At 62.6% G+C, this 18449-nt stretch carries 17 protein-coding genes, 4 tRNA genes and 3 pseudogenes; 10 read left to right on the forward strand and 14 right to left on the reverse strand.

What is annotated here, in order from left to right; genetic code table 11:
• From DNA98_RS17380 to DNA98_RS17400, 5 genes are all read right to left on the reverse strand, one after another.
• Positions 1 to 166: GTP-binding protein (locus tag DNA98_RS17380; RefSeq protein WP_233493287.1), on the reverse strand; the 166-nt coding region annotated here is incomplete at its 3' end.
• Between the two features lie 187 nt (positions 167 to 353).
• Positions 354 to 429 (reverse strand) — tRNA-Thr (locus DNA98_RS17385).
• A 19-nt stretch (positions 430 to 448) separates the two neighbouring features.
• Positions 449 to 524, reverse strand: a tRNA-Gly gene (locus DNA98_RS17390).
• 78 nt (positions 525 to 602) lie between these two features.
• Positions 603 to 688 (reverse strand) — tRNA-Tyr (locus DNA98_RS17395).
• A gap of 55 nt (positions 689 to 743) precedes the next feature.
• Positions 744 to 819 (reverse strand) — tRNA-Thr (locus DNA98_RS17400).
• A 167-nt stretch (positions 820 to 986) separates the two neighbouring features.
• On the opposite strand from DNA98_RS17400, the gene DNA98_RS17405 reads away from it, so the two are divergent.
• Positions 987 to 2342, forward strand: coding sequence for an MBL fold metallo-hydrolase (locus DNA98_RS17405; RefSeq protein WP_110532652.1), 1356 nt, complete (start codon positions 987 to 989; stop codon positions 2340 to 2342).
• Between the two features lie 312 nt (positions 2343 to 2654).
• On the opposite strand, the gene DNA98_RS17415 is transcribed toward DNA98_RS17405, so the two are convergent.
• The 6 genes from DNA98_RS17415 to DNA98_RS17440 form a co-directional block, all read right to left on the reverse strand.
• Positions 2655 to 3053: a thioesterase family protein gene (locus DNA98_RS17415; protein ID WP_110532653.1), complete on the reverse strand. Its 399-nt coding sequence runs from the start codon at positions 3051 to 3053 to the stop codon at positions 2655 to 2657.
• A 201-nt stretch (positions 3054 to 3254) separates the two neighbouring features.
• Positions 3255 to 4568 carry a phosphoglucosamine mutase gene (gene glmM / locus DNA98_RS17420; protein WP_110532654.1) on the reverse strand — a complete coding sequence of 438 codons (1314 nt, stop codon included), beginning with the start codon at positions 4566 to 4568 and terminating at the stop codon, positions 3255 to 3257.
• A gap of 72 nt (positions 4569 to 4640) precedes the next feature.
• The gene (locus tag DNA98_RS17425; RefSeq protein ID WP_110532655.1) at positions 4641 to 5189 is read right to left on the reverse strand and encodes a helix-turn-helix domain-containing protein; all 549 of its coding nucleotides are present in this window, start codon (positions 5187 to 5189) and stop codon (positions 4641 to 4643) included.
• 2 nt (positions 5190 to 5191) lie between these two features.
• Positions 5192 to 5893 carry a hypothetical protein gene (locus tag DNA98_RS17430; protein ID WP_110532656.1) on the reverse strand — a complete coding sequence of 234 codons (702 nt, stop codon included), beginning with the start codon at positions 5891 to 5893 and terminating at the stop codon, positions 5192 to 5194.
• Positions 5890 to 6801 (reverse strand): ABC transporter ATP-binding protein, encoded by a 912-nt coding sequence (locus DNA98_RS17435; protein ID WP_110532657.1) that lies wholly within the window; start codon positions 6799 to 6801, stop codon positions 5890 to 5892. Before DNA98_RS17435 ends, DNA98_RS17430 begins: the two co-directional genes overlap by 4 nt.
• A gap of 414 nt (positions 6802 to 7215) precedes the next feature.
• Entirely contained in the window at positions 7216 to 7704 is a 489-nt protein-coding gene (locus DNA98_RS17440) for a hypothetical protein (RefSeq protein ID WP_129865742.1), read from the reverse strand.
• Positions 7705 to 7850: 146 nt separating this feature from the next.
• On the opposite strand from DNA98_RS17440, the gene DNA98_RS18305 reads away from it, so the two are divergent.
• Positions 7851 to 8018, forward strand: a complete 168-nt coding sequence (locus DNA98_RS18305; protein WP_158531674.1) for a Uma2 family endonuclease — start codon at positions 7851 to 7853, stop codon at positions 8016 to 8018.
• A gap of 8 nt (positions 8019 to 8026) precedes the next feature.
• Positions 8027 to 8242, forward strand: a complete 216-nt coding sequence (locus tag DNA98_RS18575) for a Uma2 family endonuclease (protein ID WP_370444459.1) — start codon at positions 8027 to 8029, stop codon at positions 8240 to 8242.
• A gap of 96 nt (positions 8243 to 8338) precedes the next feature.
• Here DNA98_RS18575 and polA read toward each other — a convergent pair whose 3' ends face one another.
• The 3 genes from polA to DNA98_RS17465 form a co-directional block, all read right to left on the reverse strand.
• Positions 8339 to 10885, reverse strand: coding sequence for a DNA polymerase I (gene polA / locus DNA98_RS17455; protein WP_110532661.1), 2547 nt, complete (start codon positions 10883 to 10885; stop codon positions 8339 to 8341).
• A 122-nt stretch (positions 10886 to 11007) separates the two neighbouring features.
• A complete protein-coding gene (locus DNA98_RS17460; protein ID WP_110532662.1) occupies positions 11008 to 11595 on the reverse strand; it encodes a YigZ family protein in 588 nt (195 codons plus the stop codon).
• Positions 11592 to 12410: a shikimate dehydrogenase gene (locus DNA98_RS17465; protein WP_165364095.1), complete on the reverse strand. Its 819-nt coding sequence runs from the start codon at positions 12408 to 12410 to the stop codon at positions 11592 to 11594. Before DNA98_RS17465 ends, DNA98_RS17460 begins: the two co-directional genes overlap by 4 nt.
• 217 nt (positions 12411 to 12627) lie before the next feature.
• On the opposite strand from DNA98_RS17465, the gene DNA98_RS17470 reads away from it, so the two are divergent.
• The 7 genes and pseudogenes from DNA98_RS17470 to DNA98_RS17495 all read left to right on the forward strand — a co-directional run bounded on the left by DNA98_RS17470 (position 12628) and on the right by DNA98_RS17495 (position 18276).
• A complete protein-coding gene (locus DNA98_RS17470) occupies positions 12628 to 13878 on the forward strand; it encodes a nodulation protein NfeD (protein ID WP_233493286.1) in 1251 nt (416 codons plus the stop codon).
• A 19-nt stretch (positions 13879 to 13897) separates the two neighbouring features.
• Positions 13898 to 14884, forward strand: a complete 987-nt coding sequence (floA, locus tag DNA98_RS17475; RefSeq protein ID WP_110532663.1) for a flotillin-like protein FloA — start codon at positions 13898 to 13900, stop codon at positions 14882 to 14884.
• A 554-nt stretch (positions 14885 to 15438) separates the two neighbouring features.
• Positions 15439 to 16092 (forward strand): annotated as a pseudogene (locus DNA98_RS18580) (PhoH family protein); the annotation flags it as partial.
• Positions 16081 to 16914: pseudogene (locus DNA98_RS18310) on the forward strand (LAGLIDADG family homing endonuclease); the annotation flags it as partial. The pseudogenes DNA98_RS18580 and DNA98_RS18310, both read left to right, overlap by 12 nt.
• Before the next feature lie 243 nt (positions 16915 to 17157).
• A pseudogene (locus DNA98_RS18315) lies at positions 17158 to 17493 on the forward strand (PhoH family protein); the annotation flags it as partial.
• Positions 17477 to 17926: an rRNA maturation RNase YbeY gene (gene ybeY / locus DNA98_RS17490; RefSeq protein ID WP_110532666.1), complete on the forward strand. Its 450-nt coding sequence runs from the start codon at positions 17477 to 17479 to the stop codon at positions 17924 to 17926. The pseudogene DNA98_RS18315 and the gene ybeY, both read left to right, overlap by 17 nt.
• Positions 17881 to 18276 (forward strand): diacylglycerol kinase, encoded by a 396-nt coding sequence (locus tag DNA98_RS17495; RefSeq protein ID WP_110532667.1) that lies wholly within the window; start codon positions 17881 to 17883, stop codon positions 18274 to 18276. The genes ybeY and DNA98_RS17495 overlap by 46 nt, the downstream gene beginning before the upstream one ends.
• The last annotated feature ends 173 nt before the right edge of the window (positions 18277 to 18449 follow it).

Below are 18449 nucleotides of genomic sequence, written 5' to 3' on the forward strand. Positions count from 1 at the left end.
CCGGCGCCTTGTCGATCTGATCGTACGCCTGCACCTCGATGCTCGGGTTCGCCGCCGCCGCAACAAACGTGATCGCCGCCGTTAACGTCGTCTTCCCGTGGTCTACGTGCCCAATCGTCCCAACGTTCACGTGTGGCTTCGTCCGCTCAAATACACCCTTCGCCATGGTTTCCTCCTGTTTGGCTACCGCTCGCTCCAGCTACACGCCGCCCGCAGCGGTGAGCGGGCGGCGCTTAGACAATCCCCATGTTGAGACTCTACCGGTTTGTCGTTCCCTCCCAGGGGCTTACGGCTGCCCTCCACGCCGCTCAACATGGGGCCCCTGATGACTGCAGCTTGGGAGAGAACTTTTCTGGAGCTCGAGGCCGGGATTGAACCGGCGACCTCACCCTTACCAAGGGTGTGCTCTACCAGCTGAGCTACTCGAGCAGGAGCGCCATAAGCGCTCTGGAGCGGGAAATGGGACTCGAACCCACGACCCTCTGCTTGGGAAGCAGATGCTCTACCAACTGAGCTATTCCCGCACATGGCGCTTTGTGCCGTCTGTAGCTGATAGCCCGGCCCAAGTTGCCTCCGGCCCTATCAGCGCGCCTGAGGGCGCTTGGTGGGCAGGGATGGATTCGAACCATCGAAGGCTTGCGCCAACGGTTTTACAGACCGTCCCCTTTGGCCGCTCGGGCACCTGCCCAGACATCATCGAGCACCCATCGTGCAATCCCAGTATAGGAGCCTTTGAAGCTTTGTGGAGCCACCCATCGGAATCGAACCGACAACCTTCCGATTACAAGTCGGGTGCTCTACCAATTGAGCTAGGGTGGCCCGCCTTGCCGAAGCTTGTTCCGATGGCCTGCTCTTGGAGGAGGGGTAGAACCTCGTCCGAGCAATTAGGCTACACCAGAGAATAAGGCCTGTCAAGCAGATTTGGGCGCCGAAAACCCCGCTTTAAACCCGAGCGCCATCCTTTGGTCGCAGTGTAGATTACACCCATGCGTATCACTTCTTACGGCGCGGCCCAAACCGTCACCGGAAGCTGTCACCTGGTCGAGGCCTCGTCTTTAGCCGGTGAATACAAGCTGCTATTGGACTGCGGCGCCTATCAGGGCGCCGAAGATGATCGCAACGCCGAGCCTTTTGGCTTCGAGGCCAGCCGGGTGGACGCGGTGGTGATCTCCCATGCCCACCACGACCACATCGGACGGCTTCCCGTCCTTGTCCGGCAGGGGTATCGCGGCCAAATTTACCTCAGCGAGCCCACCATGCGCTTCCTGCCCGTGATCCTGGAAGACTCCTTGCGTCTGATGACCGAGGAGCACCAAAGGTGGGAGCGCACGGGAAGAAAAGCTCCCGAGCCGCTGTGGGATCAGGACGATCTGAACGAGCTTTACCGGCGGCTCGAGCCCGTCCCACTCCACCAGGAGCTGGCCTTTGGCCCCTTCACGGTTCGGCTGCGAGGCGCCGGGCACCTTCCCGGAAGCGCGTTTATCGAAGTGCAGGAGGGCAGGCAGCGCCTGGTCTTCTCGGGAGACTTAGGCAACCGCAACAAGGAAGTCCTCCCAGATCCCGAGGATCCCCCACCCGCCGAGTTGGTGCTGTGCGAGGGGACTTACGGCGACCGTCCCCACCGGCCTTTCGACGAGACCATCGCCGAGTTCGCCCGGATTCTGAGCGAACACTTGAGCCAAGGGGGCAAGGTATTCATCCCCAGCTTCGCCCTCGAGCGTACCCAGGAAGTGCTATACCACCTGCGAAAGCTCGAACAGCAAAACAAAATCCCCAGCGTGCCCATCTACGTGGACTCCCCCATGGCCGAGCGGATCAGCCAGATTTACCCACAGGTCAAACGCTACTTCAGCCCGGAAGTGCAGGCCCTCTATGAACAGGGCACCGACCCCTTCAGCCCCCGGCAGTTGCGCTACGCGCACACCGTAGACGACTCCAAAGCCCTGAACGAACTATCCGGCCCCTTGGTGATCGTAGCCGGGAATGGGATGCTTTCCGGAGGACGCATCCTCCATCACCTGCGCCACGGGCTTTCTGACCCTAAAAACGCTTTGGTGATCACCAGCTATCAACCCCGGGGCGGCCTGGGGCGGATCCTGCTCGAGGGAGCCGAGCAGGTGCGGATGTTCGGCGAAGAGGTGCGGGTGAAAGCCCAGAGCTACACCCTGGGCGGTTTCTCGGGACACGCCGGACAAGACGAGCTGCTCGATTGGCTCCGGGGGGAACACCGCGTGGCCTTGGTCCACGGCGAACCCGAAAAGCTGCAAATCCTGGCCCGAGCCTTGGGTTCCCGCGGCCAAAAAGCGATGATGGCAGAGTGGGGAAAGCCCATCGAGGTCTGACGCTTCGCCCGGCATGGAGAAGCCCACGGTGGGCTCGGACGTAGCTCCACCCCTGCCATTTTGAGAATCTTTCCCGGTTAGGGAAACACCTCGAGGACGATGAGGTTCAGCCCAGTTCTATCCGGTGGAGCCCCAAAGAGCGTACCATCCCGCTGCACCGGGTCTCGATCCAGTTGCCTACCCTCCCCATCCACCCTTTCCCCCCCGCTCTACCACCCTCCCCTAAGGCGGTAGGGCGGTGTCACCCTGAACCCACCGAAAGCCTCGGGCTTGCGTCACGTGAAGCGTACCTTGTGGGCCTTGAGCGCATCGTCAACCCAAGTGCTCCTGGAGCTTGGCGAGGAGATCGGCAGGCATGCGCACCGCTTTGCCGCTCGAGTCCGAGACCAGGTGCCTGGTAAACCCTTCAGCCAGCAGCTGTTGGCCCCGCCACACCCGGTACTGGTAACGCACCGTACGGGCCGTGACCTCGGTAAGCCAGGTCTCGACCTCCACTTTGTCGCCAAAGCGGGCTGGGCTGCGGTAGGTAAGCCCTAGCTCGACCACCGGGTAAGCAATGCCCCGCCGCTCGACCTCAGGGTAGGGTTGGCCGATGCGCTCGAGCCACTCCACCCGGGCCGCCTCCAACCACGGCACATAGCTCGAGTGGTGAACGACGCCCATAGCGTCGGTCTCGGCGTAGCGGACGGTGATTGGGTGACGAATCCTCATGGTTTCTCTCCAAAGATAAAGGAGTTCGCTGGCCGGGCCGCTGCTGCGGCTTCACTGGCGGCGCCGCATCCGCTGGGCGAGCACTGCGTTTGCCGGGTCTGGAGCCCGCTCCACCCCCACCAAAGACGGCAGGCAGGGGTCTCCGGAACTTCCGCCAAGGTGATGAAGTTTGCTCCTCCCCATCAAGTGCTATCCCGGACCCTAGCCCTCCGTAGCATCCAACTGCTCGACTATCCCGACAAGTTCATCGCACACCGGCTCCACCATCTCCTTGGGACCTTCTACCATCACCCGCACCAAGGGCTCAGTGCCCGAGGGCCGGACGTTGACCCGGCCCCGTCCCTCCAGGCGGGCTTCGGCCCGAGCGATGGCCTCGCGCAGGCGAGGGTGCTGAATGAGGGCCTGTTTGTCGCGCACCCGCACGTTTTTCAGGAGTTGAGGGAACATGGGCAACGCGTCGTGCCACTCGACAAGGTCGCGACCCGACTCGAGCATGGCCGAGAGGGTGAGCACGGCGGTGAGCATGCCGTCGCCGGTGGGGGCGTGGTCGAGGAAGAGGATATGCCCGCTCTGCTCGCCTCCTAGGGTGAGGCCGCTGGCCCTGAGCTTCTCGTAGACGTAGCGGTCGCCTACCGCGGTGCGGTAGAAGGTGATGCCCGCCTCGCGCAGCTTGACCTCCAGGCCCATGTTGCTCATCAGCGTGCCCACCACACCGGGCTCGCGCCGCACCAGGGCGTTGAGGTAGAGGATGTGGTCGCCGTGGAACTCCCGCCCCTGGCGGTCGATGAGGATGGCCCGGTCGCCGTCGCCGTCGAAGGCAATGCCCAGATCGTAGCCCATCTCGACCACCTGGGCCTTGAGAAACTCGGGGTGGGTCGAACCGCAGCCCTTGTTGATGTTGCGCCCGTCGGGGGTGTTGAACATCACGAAGACTTCGGCCCCCAGACGCTGGAAAAGGCGGTGCGCCAGGCGGTAGGTGGCCCCGTTGGCGGTGTCGAGCACGATCTTGAGGCCCTCGAGGCTGCGCCCCTTGGAGGTGAGGAAGTCGAGGTACATGCGCTCGGCCTCGCTGAAGTCGGCTACGGTGCCGATGCCCTCGGTCTTGAGGTCCTGCTCCAGCAGGTGCTCGATCTCGAGCTCCACCTCGTCGGGCAGTTTGTCGCCCTGGGCGCTGAAGAACTTGATCCCGTTGTCCTGGTAGGGGTTGTGGCTGGCCGAGATCATCACCCCGGCCGTGGCCCCGAGCTGCCGGGTCAGGTAGGCCACGCCCGGCGTAGGCAGCACCCCCAGGTGCTCGACCCGCACCCCCTGCGACATCAGCCCGGCGGCCAAAGCAGCCTCGAGCAGGTCGCACGACTGCCGGGTGTCCTTGCCCAAGAGCACCACCGGGCGGGGGGTGTGAGCCTTGAAGTAAGCCCCCGCCGCCTGACCGAGCTTGAGGACGAATTCGGGCGTTAGGGGCGGCTCGCCGGCCACCCCGCGCACGCCATCGGTACCGAAGTATTTGCGACTCACAGCAGATAGTCTAACTGGGGAATGTCGATGGTCGATAGCGCGAGACGCAAGGCGTCATCCTCTACAAGCCCATCAGTGCACCGGGGCGAGAAGCACGGCGAGCTTGTAGCGTCGCCCGGCAACCCCACGCTTGCCGTTATAGCTCAGGTTGCGAAGCATCTCCTCGAGCATAGCGACTTGCTCACCGGTGAGCACCAAATCCAGTATCTTGACAGGGGATCGGGGTAGTCTCGGGAAGTCTTCACCGACGAGGATGAATTCCTCATCTAATTCTTGCTGCCAGTGAGCCACGGCTTGGCGAAGCAATTGCAGTATTTCGGCAGATGCCAATCCCAGAGCCTCTTCCAAGCTCGAGTAAGGTGTTAGGGAAAAGGGTATTCTGAAGTTACGAGCCTTCCGCTCGAGAAAAACCCTACGACCTTGCCGATAACACACCACCAGCAACCCCAACTGTCGCAGCAGCCTGATGTGGTGCCCAACTCGGTTAGGCACCTCCCCGACCTCCCGGGCAACCTGTGCGGAGGTTTTCGGCACGTCAAACGCCAACAGCACCCGCAAACGTGCTGGGTTGAGGATTGCTCGAGCCTGCATGGGCTCTTGGATTACATACTCATCGAGCATAGCTACTTGATGGCGGAGAACCCCATACGGATCACCAGGCGCTCGAGAAAAGCATATCCTAGCGTTCCTAGCGACAAGGAAACTCCGCACACAACAGCAACAGTATCTACATCTGTCGTGCCGCGCACCAAGCCTTGTACTACCGAAAACGGTAGGTAAGAACCTAGAGAACTCATTAGCCAACTGGGCAAAAACGCCCCGGCCAGCACGATGATCGCCATCAAGTTGACCAATGCCCCGGTTTTCTTGAATAAAAGCGAAAATCCGCCCAAGAGCAATCCCGGTCCCAGGCCGGCGAGAAAGGCTACAGGGGTATAAATCCACAAATCAATAAGGGCACTCGGGGGCAGGTGCAGGGGAAAAAGCATCACGAGGTAAACGATGGTGAAGCTGAACAAGGTCCTCACAGCCAAGCCGATTGCTTGAAAAATCAGCGTGGCGATGGGGGGGATGGAGTACAAGTACACCTCCTCCGGCTCCGCCGAGCTGTCTTCTAATGCGCGCTGAGGGGCTTGCAGCGCCGCAAGGATTATGAACGTGATGAATAGGGCGCCTTCGATTCCCCCAACGCCAATCGCGCGCCCCCCTAGCAATAGCAAAGTTAGGAATAATGCCGTAGATACCACGTTGCTTAGGAACACGACCGGATAGCGAATCTCCACCAAAACGCCAAACCGGACGATGCTCCACAAGGCCAGCATCATGTCGCCTCTCCCCTCACCAGCCTCTCTATACCCGAGACTTGCTCAAGGCTCACTAAGCCTGCACCCGTAGAGCGCAGGTAGGATATCGCCTCCTCCAATCCTTCCAAACTGAGCGGTCCTTCAAGGAACTCCCCATCCCACGAGAAGCCTGGAGGTATCGGGATTATCATCTTGGCTGGATTGAGAACCCTTAGACGCACTCGAGCGCTGTAGCCTAGGATGCCCAGCACGTCCGATGGCGCTCCAGAAGCCACCACTCTTCCCCGCTCCAGAACGCTTACCCAACTTGAGATCTTTTCCATGAGTGAAATTTCCTGTGAGGTTATCAGCACTGCCCCCCCGAGCTTGTTCGTTTGCTCGATGAGCTCCAGTAGCAGATCCCACCCCCGAATATCCAGACCCAGGGTAGGCTCATCGAGAAGAAGAACTCGAGGTTTATGCAGAACAGCTCCCGCTAGGATAAGCCGCTGTCGCATTCCCCTCGAGTACCGGTTTACCGGTTCGTTAGCAGGAAGATCGAAGTGGTCTAGCAGGGCCTTAGCACGGTCATGGAGTTCGGCTTTGGGCAGCCCGTACATCGAGCCTTTGAGCGTCAGGTTCTCTAATCCGCTCAGGCGGGGTTCTAGCGCGCGCCTACCATCCAGCAAGACCCCGACCTCCCGCATGATCTGGGTACGCCGCGTGACGGGATCTTTGCCCAGTACACTGACTTTCCCAGTCAGAGTAGGCAACAAGCCTAGGATTAGCCTGAGCAGAGTGGTCTTCCCGGCACCGTTGCGACCTATCAGCGCATGGGTTTCGCCCGGCATCAAGCGAAGACTTACGCCCTCCAGGGCCAGCCTGGACTGACCCTGGAAAGAACGGTAGATGGCACTGGCTTGGTCAATTAGTACTAGAGGAGCGGTCATGAGGCCCAAAGATCAGCCGGTTCAGGGGCAAACCAACACAAAGCTCCAGCCTGCCCACCAGCATCCGAACGGCTTCGGTTCGATGAGCGATGGCACATAACCGTCCACGGTATTCGGTGAGTTGGGCAAAAGCGACTCGGGCCTTTGAAGTTTCATCTTTACCCCCTCATCTGCGACACCTTTTGGGCGTCTTTCAGATTAATTCGGCTACCGGATGGCAGAATCAATGCCCTTTCCTGTCATATCCAAAACTATGCTCCGGACGGTCCACGACCGCCCGGATTCGTGGTTGCCGGCAGGTTTGGCGGTCCTAGCCACCAAGGCGTGGCCTACACCCGCCAGGGTTCTCCAGCCGGGATGGAGGGTGCTCTACGAGCGCCTGGTGGAGCTTGGGTTACCCTTTTTCCCCAAACCCTAGCCCTGACGCACCAGGTGCTCAGCGCCCCAACGCCGTTCCTGGGCCTCGAGCCAGGCCCATATTTCCTCGGCTTTAGCCGATTCGGGGGGAAGCTTCAGGCGCCTGAGCCGGGGGAACTGGCGCAGAAGCTGCTTTCTGGCAAGCTCGAGCGGTAGGGCCTCGGGGTTTGCGGGCTGCCCGGTGAGGTACTCCAGCAAGTCGTAGACCTCCTCCGGCTCCTGGCAGAGCATCCACCCGCTGAGCACGCTGAGGATGGCCCGCAGGCTGAAGCGCCGGGCGGGGGCCTGCCGACCGGATTTGCGACCGTGGCCCAGCGAGTAGGGCATCACACAGGCCACCCACCAGCCCACGAAGACCACCCCGTAAGTGCCCGTGAATATGGTCGCAACCCCGCTCAGGCTCATCAGCATCAGGCCGCCGCACACCACGCCCAGGCTCAGCCCGGCAAACATCACCCGAGCGGGGCTCAGTCCTCCCGCCCTCACGCCAACCTCCTCCACATCCCAACGCTGAACTCTCGCATCCCTAGGCACTCCAAAAAACTCCGGCTCGAGGCCGGGGTTCCAAGCAATATAGCACCGGCGGGGGCCAATGAAAAAGGCAGATGACCTCGAGGCCTATACTGAAAGCCATGCGGCGAATGTCCTTGGAGGAGTACTTCGCCTTCGAAGAAAAGAGTCGCCGTAAGCATGAATTCGTCAATGGCGCCCTCTACGCGATGGCCGGGGGGAGCCTAACCCACAACCGCCTCGCCCTGAACATCGCCACGGCGGCTGCCAGGTTTTCATCACCGACGTAAAGCTCAAGATAGGCGATGAGCGGGTCTACTATCCCGATGTGATGGTCACCTGCGATCCCACCGACAACAACGAGCTCTACGTGCTGCGTCCGTGCGTGCCGATCGAGGTCCTCTCCCCTGCTACACAGCGCACTGACCGCACCGAGAAGCTCGAGAAGTATCTCGAAATCCCCAGCCTCAGGTTGTACCGTACCGGCGTCAGGTCGAGGCCTACGAGCGCGTAAATGACCGGTGGGAGTGCAAAACGCTAAACGAGGGCGGCAGCCTCGAGATCCCCTGCTTGGCCACCCTTTCGCTGGACGAAATTTACCGGGGCATCGCTATTTAGCCTCGAGCCAGTTGTGGCCGATTCCCACTCCTACCTCGAGCGGCACGTCCAGTTCCCATACGTTTTGCATCACTTCACGCATCACCTCGGCCACCTCCTTGGTTAACGGCTCCGGAGCTTCGACGACCAACTCGTCATGGACTTGCAGCACCAGGTGAGCGCCCCTCTCTTTGAGCTTGGGGTAAAGCTTGACCATGGCCAGCTTCATCAGGTCGGCGGCGGTGCCCTGCACCGGCATGTTGAAGGCCATGCGCTCGGCGGCTTCCTTGACGACGCGATTTTTGGACTCGAGGTCCGCCACGAAACGCCTGCGGCCGAACATGGTCTCGACATAGCCGCGTTCCCGCCCTTCGGCCAGGGTTCTCTCGATCCACAGGCGCACCTTGGGGTAGCTGGCGAAGTAGCGCTCGATAAAGCCGCTGGCCTCAGCGTAGGAAATCCCTAGCTCGCCCGAGAGGCGATGGGCACTCATTCCGTAGAGCACGCCAAAATTGATCGTTTTCGCGGCTCGGCGGTGCTGCGGGTCCACTTTCTCCGGCTCGAGGCCGAACATCCAAGCCGCGGTCTGGGTGTGAATATCGCGGCGCTCGGTGAAAACCTTCTTGAGGTTCTCATCCCCGGACAAGTGAGCCAGAATGCGCAACTCGATCTGGGAGTAGTCGGCCACCACCAGCTGATAGCCGGGCTGCGCGACGAAGCCCCGGCGGATTTTTCGGCCCACCTCGGTGCGCACAGGGATGTTTTGCAGGTTGGGGTCGGAGCTCGACAGCCGCCCGGTGGCGGTGGCGGTCTGGTTGAAGCGGGTGTGGAGCCTGCCGGTTTTTGGGTGGATCAGCCGGGGCAGGGGGTCGAGGTAGGTGCTCTTGAGCTTGGACAGCTCACGGTAGTCCAGGATTTTCCCGACGATGGGGTGGAGCGCGCGCATCTCCTCGAGCACGCTCGCCGCCGTCGAGCGCTTGCCGGTGCTGGTCTTCCTGCCCGCGCCCCCAGCCTGTAGCTTGAGCTCGTCGTAGAGGATGGCCTCGAGCTGGTCGCGCGAGTTGACGTTGAAGGGGCGCCCGGCCAGGCGGTGGATCTCGGCCTCGAGGTAGCTCAGTTCCTTGCCTAGCTCCTCGGAGAGTTCTTGCAAGTAGGGCGCGTCTAAGGCTACCCCCCAGCATTCCATCTGGGCCAGCACCGCTGCGAGGGGCTGCTCCACCTCGCGGTACAGCCACCACAGCCGCTCATCGCCCGCAGTACGGGCCCTCAGGGTCTCCCACAGAAGCCAGGCGGCCTGGGCGTGGCTCCCCGGGTCAGCCACCAAATCGCCTGCCCCATAGCGCCGCACCGTGCTGGCCGGTTCCGAGTTGGCCGGATCGTAGAGGTACGCCAACAGCATAGGGTCGTCGCCGGGGGGCACATCTATTCCTTCCCTACCCGCCAGCACCGCCAAATCCTTGGCCGCCAACGCTGAGAGCTGGTCAAATCTCCTGAGCTCCTCGAGGTCGGCAGGGCCGCGGTACACCTTGCCGTCCCAGGCCGCGGCCAGCCCGGTCAGCGTAGCCCACATCGGTTGGGCGCGGTCCATGGTGAAGCCCAAAAAAGCCCCTGCAGGAGGGGGCCAGGGGGCTTCCTCGGCGGGTTTGGGGGCTTCGAGCAAGTGCAGGTCGCGCAAAATCGAGCCAAACTCGAGGGCCTCTAACTCCCGGCGCAGGCGCTCGCGGTTCATCTCCCGAACGTGGCAGGCCGGGAAGTCAAGGTCGATGGGCAAGTCGGTGCGCACCTTGGAGAGCCCGTAAGAAAGCCGGATGTCCTCGAGGCTGGCGCGGAGCAGCTCGCGAAGGCGCTCGGGTTTCACCTCCTCGAGGTGAGCGAGCAGGTTCTCCAAACTCCCCCACTCCGCCAGCAGCCGGGCCGCACCCTTAGGCCCAATGCCTTTAGCCCCCGGGATATTGTCGGAAGGGTCCCCGGTGAGCGCCCGGTAGTCAACCCACTGCTCTACCCTTACCCCGTACTTCTCCTCGACCTGGTGTGGCCCTATCACCCCGCCATCGGGCAGCCAGACCCAAACGCGGTCCGAGAGGAGCTGGAAAGCATCGCGGTCGCCGGTTACAATCCGTACTTCGTACCCTTCGCGCTCGGCTTTTTTGGCCAACGTGCCGATTACGTCATCCGCCTCGTAACCGGGAACCTCGAGCCGCCGGAGCCCCATCAGCTCGACGATCTCCTTGATCTTTTGAATCTGCCCCGGCAGGTCGTCGGGGGTGGGGGCCCGGCCGGCCTTGTAGGCTTCGAAGTTGTCGTGGCGAAAGGTCCGGGTGGGCGGATCAAAGACCACGATGACGCAGTGGCCGTCCTCCCTCAAAAGCTTGAGCAGGGTACGAATAAAACCGAAAATGGCCTGCACCCCCTCACCCCGGGAGGTGGTGAGGCGCTCGAGGGCGAAGTAGTTGCGATAGGCTAGGTGGTGACCGTCAATCAACACCACCCGCTCGGGACGGGGTAGATCCTTTTTTTTCTCCGGCTGGGTATCGGGTTCGAATAAGCTTTGCTGCTGCACCTGCCCATTGTACCCGCTTCGTTTTGCCATGAACAGAACGGGGGCCCACACCACCAGCTCCTACCCAAGGGATCTGGCCACGATCCCCCGCGTCTGGGGCATCGGCGTAGGCTACCCGCGCACTAAACCAGCCGGCGGATGGCGGCCCTTCCCCTCGTCCCGTCTACCACAGCCTGGCGGAACTCTTCGAGCCTAGCCTCCTCAACGAGGATCTCGACCTCTAGCCCGGCCTCGCTGTAGGTTTCCAAGACTGGGGCCAAACTCCAACGCTCGAGCAACCCGTACACCTGCCCCGCCATCTCAAAAGGGACCCCAAGCCGTAACCGCACCAGCGGTACGACCTCGCGTTTGCGGGCCTGGCGCAGGCATTCCGCCGCAACCCCGCCATAAGCCCGCACCAGCCCCCCCGCTCCCAGCTTGACCCCGCCGAAGTAGCGGGTCACCACCACCATCACCCCGTCTAATCCTTGCCCGTCAATGGCCCGCAGGATGGGCTGGCCGGCAGTCCCACCCGGCTCGCCGTCGTCACAGAAGCGGTAGCGCAGCCCGATCCGGTAGGCCCAGCAGTTGTGGGTGGCCTCGGGTTCCGCAACGGCCTTCAAGAACCCGAGCGCCTCCTCCGGGCTTTCCACCGGTGCCGCCTTGACGATGAACCGGCTCCTCTGGATGTGCTGGGCAAAAGTACAGGGTTCGGCCAGGGTGATCCTCATCTCGCCTCCAACCCTCCCTGAACTGCCCGGTACATTTCGGAAACATTCGGCTCGTGCCCCGTCCAGAGTTCGAAGGCCAGAGCTCCCTGCCAGACCAACATGGGCAGGCCGCCCAAGGTCCGCAGGCCCTTGGCCTGGGCATCTCGCAACAGTTTAGTGACCGGAGGATTATAGACGATGTCCACCACGACTCCAGACTCAGGCAGCAACCCCTCGGGTAGGGGCGAAGTCTGCGGGTCTTTTAGCCCCACGCTGGTGGTGTTGACGAGCAGGTCGCACTCCCGCACCGCCCCTTCGAGCGAGAACTCCGGCACGAACATCACCCCGAACTCCTCGGCGAGTTCCATGGCCCGGGCGGGGGTGCGGTTGCGAATCCAGATCTCCGCCGCGTGGGGTTTGAGCGCAAAGGCGATCCCCCGGGCTGCCCCACCGGCCCCTAGGATCAACACCCGCTTCCCTCGGTACTCGACCCCAGCCTCCTCGAGGCCCCGCAAGAATCCCGCAGCATCGGTGTTGTGGCCGATCAACCGGCCAGATTCGTTGACCACAGTATTGACCGCGCCGATTGCCCTTGCCTCCGGCGAGAGGCCATCCAGGTGGGGAATGACATGTTCCTTGTGAGGAACCGTCACATTAACCCCGCGAAACTCCCGACGCACCTGAACGAGCCGCTCAGAGAGCCGTTCAAGGGGGGTCTCGAGTAGCTCGTAGGTTCCCGGTAGGCCCAGCCCACGCAAAGCAGCCTGGTGCATCGCCGGAGACAGCGAATGAGAAAGGGGGAAACCGATCAGGCCAAGGCGGATGCTCACGTTCATTAACCCTACCAGAGAAATCCCCAAATCAGGCCGAGCACGCCAAACACGGGGTTGCCACGCGTCACAAGGGGTCATCCTTTGGCGGCATCGTTCCGAAAAGCACGCCAATCTGGCCTCAGCGCTGCCGTAAGGAAAGGCCCAAGTCTACTTGTTTTTACACTCTCGCGGTGGGCTTCCGCATAAGATATACATGGTGAAACGACTTCTGTTCGTTTGGATGGCACTCCTAAGTTTGGGGTTGGCCAAAACTTACGTCATCCCCATTGAGGGCGCTATCGATTTGCCGCTGGCGACCTTCCTCGAGCAGTCCTTAGACCACGCCGAGCGCGAGGGGGCCAGCGGGGTGGTGCTGTACATAGACACCCCCGGAGGGCGGGTGGATGCGGCCATGCGCATGTCCGACCGCATCCTGGCCTCGCCCCTACCCACCTTCGCGGTGGTGCAAAACGCCTTCTCGGCCGGGGCCCTCATCTCGCTCTCGGCCCAGCAGATCGCCATGCTGCCGGGCTCGGAAATCGGAGCGGCCTTGCCCATCCAAGTCACGCCGGTGACCAACACCGCCTCCCCCACCGACCGCAAAGTGATCTCGGCCCTACGGGGCAAATTCCGGGCGGTAGCCGAGGCTCGAGGACGGCCGGTGAACCTGGCCGAGGCCATGGTGGACCCCGAGGTCGCGGTGCCAGGGCTCAAAACCCAAGATGAGCCCCTGACCCTCTCCGCACAAAAGGCCGTCGAGCTGAAGGTGGCCGATTTCCAAGCCGCGAGCCTGCAAGATGCGCTCACCAAAGCAGGGTTCAACCCCCAAATCGAGCGCCTCGAGCCGGGGACCCGGGTCCAGGTCGCCCGCTTTTTGACTGCTCCTACGGTTGCCGCGATCCTGCTGGCCGTCGGAGTCTTGGGGTTGGTCTTAGAGTTTTTCACCCCCGGCACCTTCATCCCCGCCACGGTAGGCCTCCTCGCTTTGGGGCTTTACTTCACCGGCAGCGTGCTGGCCGGCTCGAGCGGGGTAGTGGAGGTGTTGCTGTTCTTCGGCGGCCTGCTCCTGCTGGCCTTTGAGCTATTCATCGCCCCCGGCTTCGGCCTTCCCGGTGTGATTGGAATCGGTCTACTGATAGCTTCGGTGTACCTCACCTTCGGCTCGGAATCGCTGACGGTAGGGGCCTACTCCATCGTAATCTTGGGGATAGGGCTGTTCTTGATCTTCCGCTTCGTGCCCCGCACCCGGGTAGCCAAGGCTTTTGTGCTCGAGAGCTCGATTGACCAGACCGCCCCGCCGCGCAACGAGCTGGAGGCTTTGGTGGGGGCCGTCGGGGTAGCCCTCACCGACCTACGCCCGGCGGGGGTGGCCCAGTTTGGCGAGCGCCGGGTGGATGTGGTGACCTCAGGGGAATTCATCGTGCGGGGCTCGAGCATTCGGGTAGTCCAAGTCGAGGGCCCGCGGGTGGTCGTGCGGGCCCTGGAGAGCTAATCCTTGTTGGAGGTATATAATGGAGACTTTTCTTCCCATCATCTTCGCTGGCTTGGTCCTAATCCTGATCTTCGTCTTTTTCACTTTTATCCCGGTGGGCCTATGGGTCACGGCCTATTTCTCAGGGGTACGCGTCCCCCTCACTAGCCTGGTGGGGATGCGCTTTCGCCGCATTCCACCGAGCCGGATCATCTTTCCCATGATCAAGGCTTTCAAGGCCGGGATTCCAGTAGAGGTGGCTCGCCTTGAGGCCCAGTATCTCGCCGGGGGTAACGTAGACCGGGTCGTCGATGCCCTAATCGCCGCCGAGAAAGCCGGGATCCGCCTTTCTTTCGACCGGGCCGCAGCCATCGATCTGGCAGGCCGGGACGTGCTCGAGGCGGTCCGGCTTTCGGTCAACCCCAAGGTCATCACCTCTCCCATGGTGGCGGGCATGGCCAAAGACGGCATCCAGCTCCTGGCTACCGCCCGCATCACCGTGCGGGCCAACATCGACCGGCTGGTAGGCGGCGCGGGCGAGGAAACCATCGTCGCCCGCGTGGGCGAGGGCATCGTGGCCTCCATCGGCCAATCGGAGGACCACAAGCAGGTGCTCGAGCAGCCCGACCGCATCTCCAAGACCGTGCTCGCCAAGGGGCTCGACGCCGGTACGGCCTTCGAGATCCTCTCGGTGGACATCGCCGAGGTGGACGTGGGCAAGAACATCGGCGCCCAGCTGCGCACCGACCAGGCCGAAGCCGACAAGAAGATCGCCCAGGCCAAGGCCGAAGAGCGCCGGGCCATGGCCGTAGCCGCTGAACAGGAGAACCGGGCCATGGTCGAGGCCATGCGGGCCAAGCTGGTCGAGGCCCAAGCCGCGGTGCCGCTGGCCATGGCCGACGCCCTGCGGGCCGGCAAACTCGGCATCATGGACTACTACCAGCTCAAGAATATCGAGGCGGATACCGACATGCGCGAGAGCATCAGCCGCGCCACCACCCCCGAAGAGGATCAGGGGCCAAGGTAACGCCTTCCCAGGAGAAGCATGCAACTCGATGACCTGATCGGACTGCTGTTCTTCGTGTTCTTTGTGGTCCTGCCGGCCCTGTCGGGCTTGTTTCGGCGGGATCAGCCCCCTCCCGATCTGGACGAGCCGGAGATCCCCCGACCTCGCCCGCAGGCGCGGCCTCAACCCCCCCAAACCTCCCGGCCACCGCGCACCCCGCAACCGGTCCAGCGCCCTGCCCCGCCCGCCCAGCCGAGACCGGTGCAACCTCCCCGCCCTGAACCCCAGCCGCTGAGTGAAGCAGCCCGAAAGCTCCAGATGCCTCCTTCGGCGCCAACCGGAGAACACGCCCGCCAGCAACAGGCAGAGCGGGCCCGTGGACGGGCCCGCTCTGCACCACCTCCCGGGCCAGCTACCCCGGTGAAAAAAGCGACCCCACAACCTTTGTCCACCGACAAAGATGCTATCTTAAAGGGGATGATCTGGCGGCAGATCCTCGAGGAACCTCGAGCCAAGCACTGGCAGCGCAGCTGGGCGGCACGAAGCGCGGGGAGGAGACGACGGAGGCCAGGAGCTTGATTCCGCTGCAATCGCCTCAGGAGGCCCTGGCTCTGTTGGGCCAGGGCGATCGATATCTCAAATACCTCAAAAAGCTGCTTCCGGCCCAGATCCTGGTACGGGGAAACGAGATTCAGCTTTTGGGCACCCCAGAAGCCGTGCAGCTTAGCGAGCAGGTGCTGCGCGACCTCCTGACTTTAGTGCGACAGGGAGCGGAGTTGGACGAAGCCACCTTGGAACAAGCGGTGATGAGCGCCCAAGGCGGCGCTTCGATGCTGCAAGAGTCGAACAGCGCCGCGCTGGGAGAGCTGACCTTGCCGGGCCGCCTCAAACCCAAGACCCCTGGCCAAAAGCGTTATGTGGAAGCCATTTCGCAAAATGATATCACCTTCGGGGTAGGCCCTGCCGGTACCGGCAAGACCTATCTTGCGGTGGCGATGGCGGTGGCCTTCCTCAAAGCCAAGCGGATCAAGCGCATCATCCTCACCCGCCCGGCGGTGGAGGCTGGGGAGCGGTTAGGGTTCTTGCCCGGCGACCTTCAGGCCAAGATCGATCCTTATCTGCGCCCCCTATACGACGCGCTTTTCGACATGATCGACGCCGAGCGCTTCGAGCACTATATCCAGTCGGGAGTGATCGAGGTGGCGCCGCTGGCTTTCATGCGTGGCCGCGCCCAGCCGGTTTACAGCAAGGTGCTTACCCCTCTGGGCTGGCGGGAGATCGGCAGCCTCGAGCCGGGCGACTGGGTGATCGGCTCGAACGGGAGGCCAACCCAGGTGCTCGGAGTCTACCCTCAGGGCAAAAAACCCGTCTTCCGCGTCACCTTGACCGACGGGGCCTCGACCCTGGCCTGCGCGGAGCACCTGTGGGCCGTGCGCACCCCTTCCGACAAGCGCCGGGGAAAACCCGCCCGGGTCCTGCAGACCCAAGAACTCCAGGCTAACCTCAAGACTGCCTACCAGCACCGCTATGAGCTGCCCCTCGTGGCTCCGGTGGAGTTTCCCGCGCAGGATGTGCCGCTTGATCCGTACGCGCTGGGGCTACTGCTGGGGGACGGCTGCTTCACCGGGAAGACCACCCCAACCTTCGCCACAGCAGACCCTGAGTTGGCCCAGGCCCTGGGGGCCGCGCTCAGTCCCTTGGGTGTCACCCTAACCCACAAGTCGGGGCCCGACTACGTGCTCAACCACCGGGACGGGCGAAGGGGTGGGGTGATCGTCGCCAATCCCCTCACCCTGGCGCTGCGGGAGTTGGGCCTCGAGGGCACGTACTCCCACACCAAATTCGTGCCGGAGCGCTACCTGTTCAACAGTAGCGCCGTCCGGCTAGCCGTGCTGCAGGGTCTGCTCGACGCCGATGGCGAGCCGGTGACGCAACGGGGCCGCACCTGCCGGGTCCACTACACCACCACCTCCGAACGCCTGCGGGATGACGTGCTCTTCCTGGTGCGCTCGCTGGGCGGGGTGGCCCGCTGGCGAACCCGCAAGCCGAGCAGGACCAAGGGGCGGGAGATCGGCTACCGTAAGGATGCCTATATCCTCGACATCCGCTTGCCCGCAGGCATCCCTCCCTTCCGCCTCGGCCGCAAGGCACGGGCTTACGCGCAGGAGGGAGGGGGACGCCCCATGCGCTTCGTTAGGGCGATCGAACCGGCGGGCGAGGCCCAGACCGTCTGCATCCGCGTGGCCGCACCCGATCACCTCTACGTGACCGAGGACTTCATCCTCACGCACAACACCCTCAACGACGCGTTCATCATCCTCGACGAGGCCCAAAACACCACCCCCGAGCAGATGAAGATGTTCCTGACCCGGATGGGCTTCAACTCCCGCGTGGTCATCACCGGGGACGTGACCCAGATTGACTTGCCCAAAGCGCAAAAGAGCGGGCTGGTAGAGGCCATGCGTATCCTCAAGGATATCCAAGGCATCGCCATGCTCTACTTCCGCGAGTCCGACGTAGTACGCCACCCCCTGGTAGCCCGTATCGTCAAGGCGTATGAAAATTCCGAAGCCGCCAGCCAGCCTAGCGACGGGATCTCGCGCAGCGAAGACCATGCCCGGCAAGGATAAGCCCCGCAGCGGCACCGTAGACCTGGTCGCCAAACAACCCATCCCTGCCCGGCTGCGCTCGAGGCTCAAGAGATCGCTGGGCAAGCTGATGGCTGAGCTAGGGTATCCCGGGCATGCGCTCACGGTGGTGCTCACCGATGACCCCGAGATCCGCGCCCTAAAGCTCGAGCACTGGGGGGAAGACGCGCCCACCGATGTGCTCTCCTTCCCCACCTTTGAGCCGGGCGACCCCTTCGTGCCGCCACACCTGGGCGATATCGTCATCAGCCTAGACACCGCCAAACGTCAGGCCGAGGAACAAGGGCATACGCTGGAGGCGGAGGTGCTCATCCTGGCTGCGCATAGCTTATGGCACCTGCTGGGCCACGACCATACCACGGAGGCCGAATGGGCTCATTTTCACCACGTCCAGGCGCTGATCCAAACCCTATAAAGGGGCTACGCGCGTCGTTCGGCTACGCGTTTCGAGGCTTGCGCTACGCCTGGAAAAGCCAGCGGAACTTCCGGGTCGAGACCTATATCGCCGCCCTCGCCTTAGCCCTTTCCCTGTGGCTAAGGGTGGGCTCGCTCGAGGTGCTGTTCTTGATCCTGATCGTGCTCTCCCTCGAGCTTTTGAACACTGCCCTAGAAGCGGTGGTGGATCTGACCTCTCCCACCTACCATCCCCTGGCCAAAGCCGCCAAGGACACCGCGGCGGCGGCGGTGCTGATCTCGAGCCTGCTCTCGGCCCTCATTGGCCTGTTACTCCTCGGCCCGCCCTTGTTGGCGAAGTTGGGCCTATGAAGCGCCGGGTGTGTCCTGAAAATAGGCAAACAGCCTAAACTGTTGGAATGAGCGAAATACGGGAACGGATGCATCAGTTGGTGGATGAGTACGAGCGGCTGGGAGAGGGGAAGAATATAGCCGAGCAGGAGTTGCTGGTGATTGAGTTTGGCAAACAGATCCAGCGGCTGATG

Source organism: Meiothermus sp. Pnk-1 (assembly GCF_003226535.1).
In the GTDB taxonomy this organism is placed as follows: Bacteria; Deinococcota; Deinococci; order Deinococcales; family Thermaceae; genus Allomeiothermus.

What these genes read in the sequence shown, in the direction of transcription:
- DNA98_RS17405 (WP_110532652.1), top strand. Translation starts at nt 987, where the DNA reads ATGCGTATCACTTCTTACGGCGCGGCCCAAACCGTCACCGGAAGCTGT.
- DNA98_RS17415 (WP_110532653.1), bottom strand. Translation starts at nt 3,053, where the DNA reads ATGAGGATTCGTCACCCAATCACCGTCCGCTACGCCGAGACCGACGCT.
- DNA98_RS17425 (WP_110532655.1), bottom strand. Translation starts at nt 5,189, where the DNA reads ATGCTCGATGAGTATGTAATCCAAGAGCCCATGCAGGCTCGAGCAATC.
- DNA98_RS17430 (WP_110532656.1), bottom strand. Translation starts at nt 5,893, where the DNA reads ATGATGCTGGCCTTGTGGAGCATCGTCCGGTTTGGCGTTTTGGTGGAG.
- DNA98_RS17435 (WP_110532657.1), bottom strand. Translation starts at nt 6,801, where the DNA reads ATGACCGCTCCTCTAGTACTAATTGACCAAGCCAGTGCCATCTACCGT.
- DNA98_RS18305 (WP_158531674.1), top strand. Translation starts at nt 7,851, where the DNA reads ATGCGGCGAATGTCCTTGGAGGAGTACTTCGCCTTCGAAGAAAAGAGT.
- DNA98_RS17460 (WP_110532662.1), bottom strand. Translation starts at nt 11,595, where the DNA reads ATGAGGATCACCCTGGCCGAACCCTGTACTTTTGCCCAGCACATCCAG.
- DNA98_RS17465 (WP_165364095.1), bottom strand. Translation starts at nt 12,410, where the DNA reads ATGAACGTGAGCATCCGCCTTGGCCTGATCGGTTTCCCCCTTTCTCAT.
- DNA98_RS17470 (WP_233493286.1), top strand. Translation starts at nt 12,628, where the DNA reads ATGGCACTCCTAAGTTTGGGGTTGGCCAAAACTTACGTCATCCCCATT.
- floA (WP_110532663.1), top strand. Translation starts at nt 13,898, where the DNA reads ATGGAGACTTTTCTTCCCATCATCTTCGCTGGCTTGGTCCTAATCCTG.
- ybeY (WP_110532666.1), top strand. Translation starts at nt 17,477, where the DNA reads ATGCCCGGCAAGGATAAGCCCCGCAGCGGCACCGTAGACCTGGTCGCC.
- DNA98_RS17495 (WP_110532667.1), top strand. Translation starts at nt 17,881, where the DNA reads ATGGGCTCATTTTCACCACGTCCAGGCGCTGATCCAAACCCTATAAAG.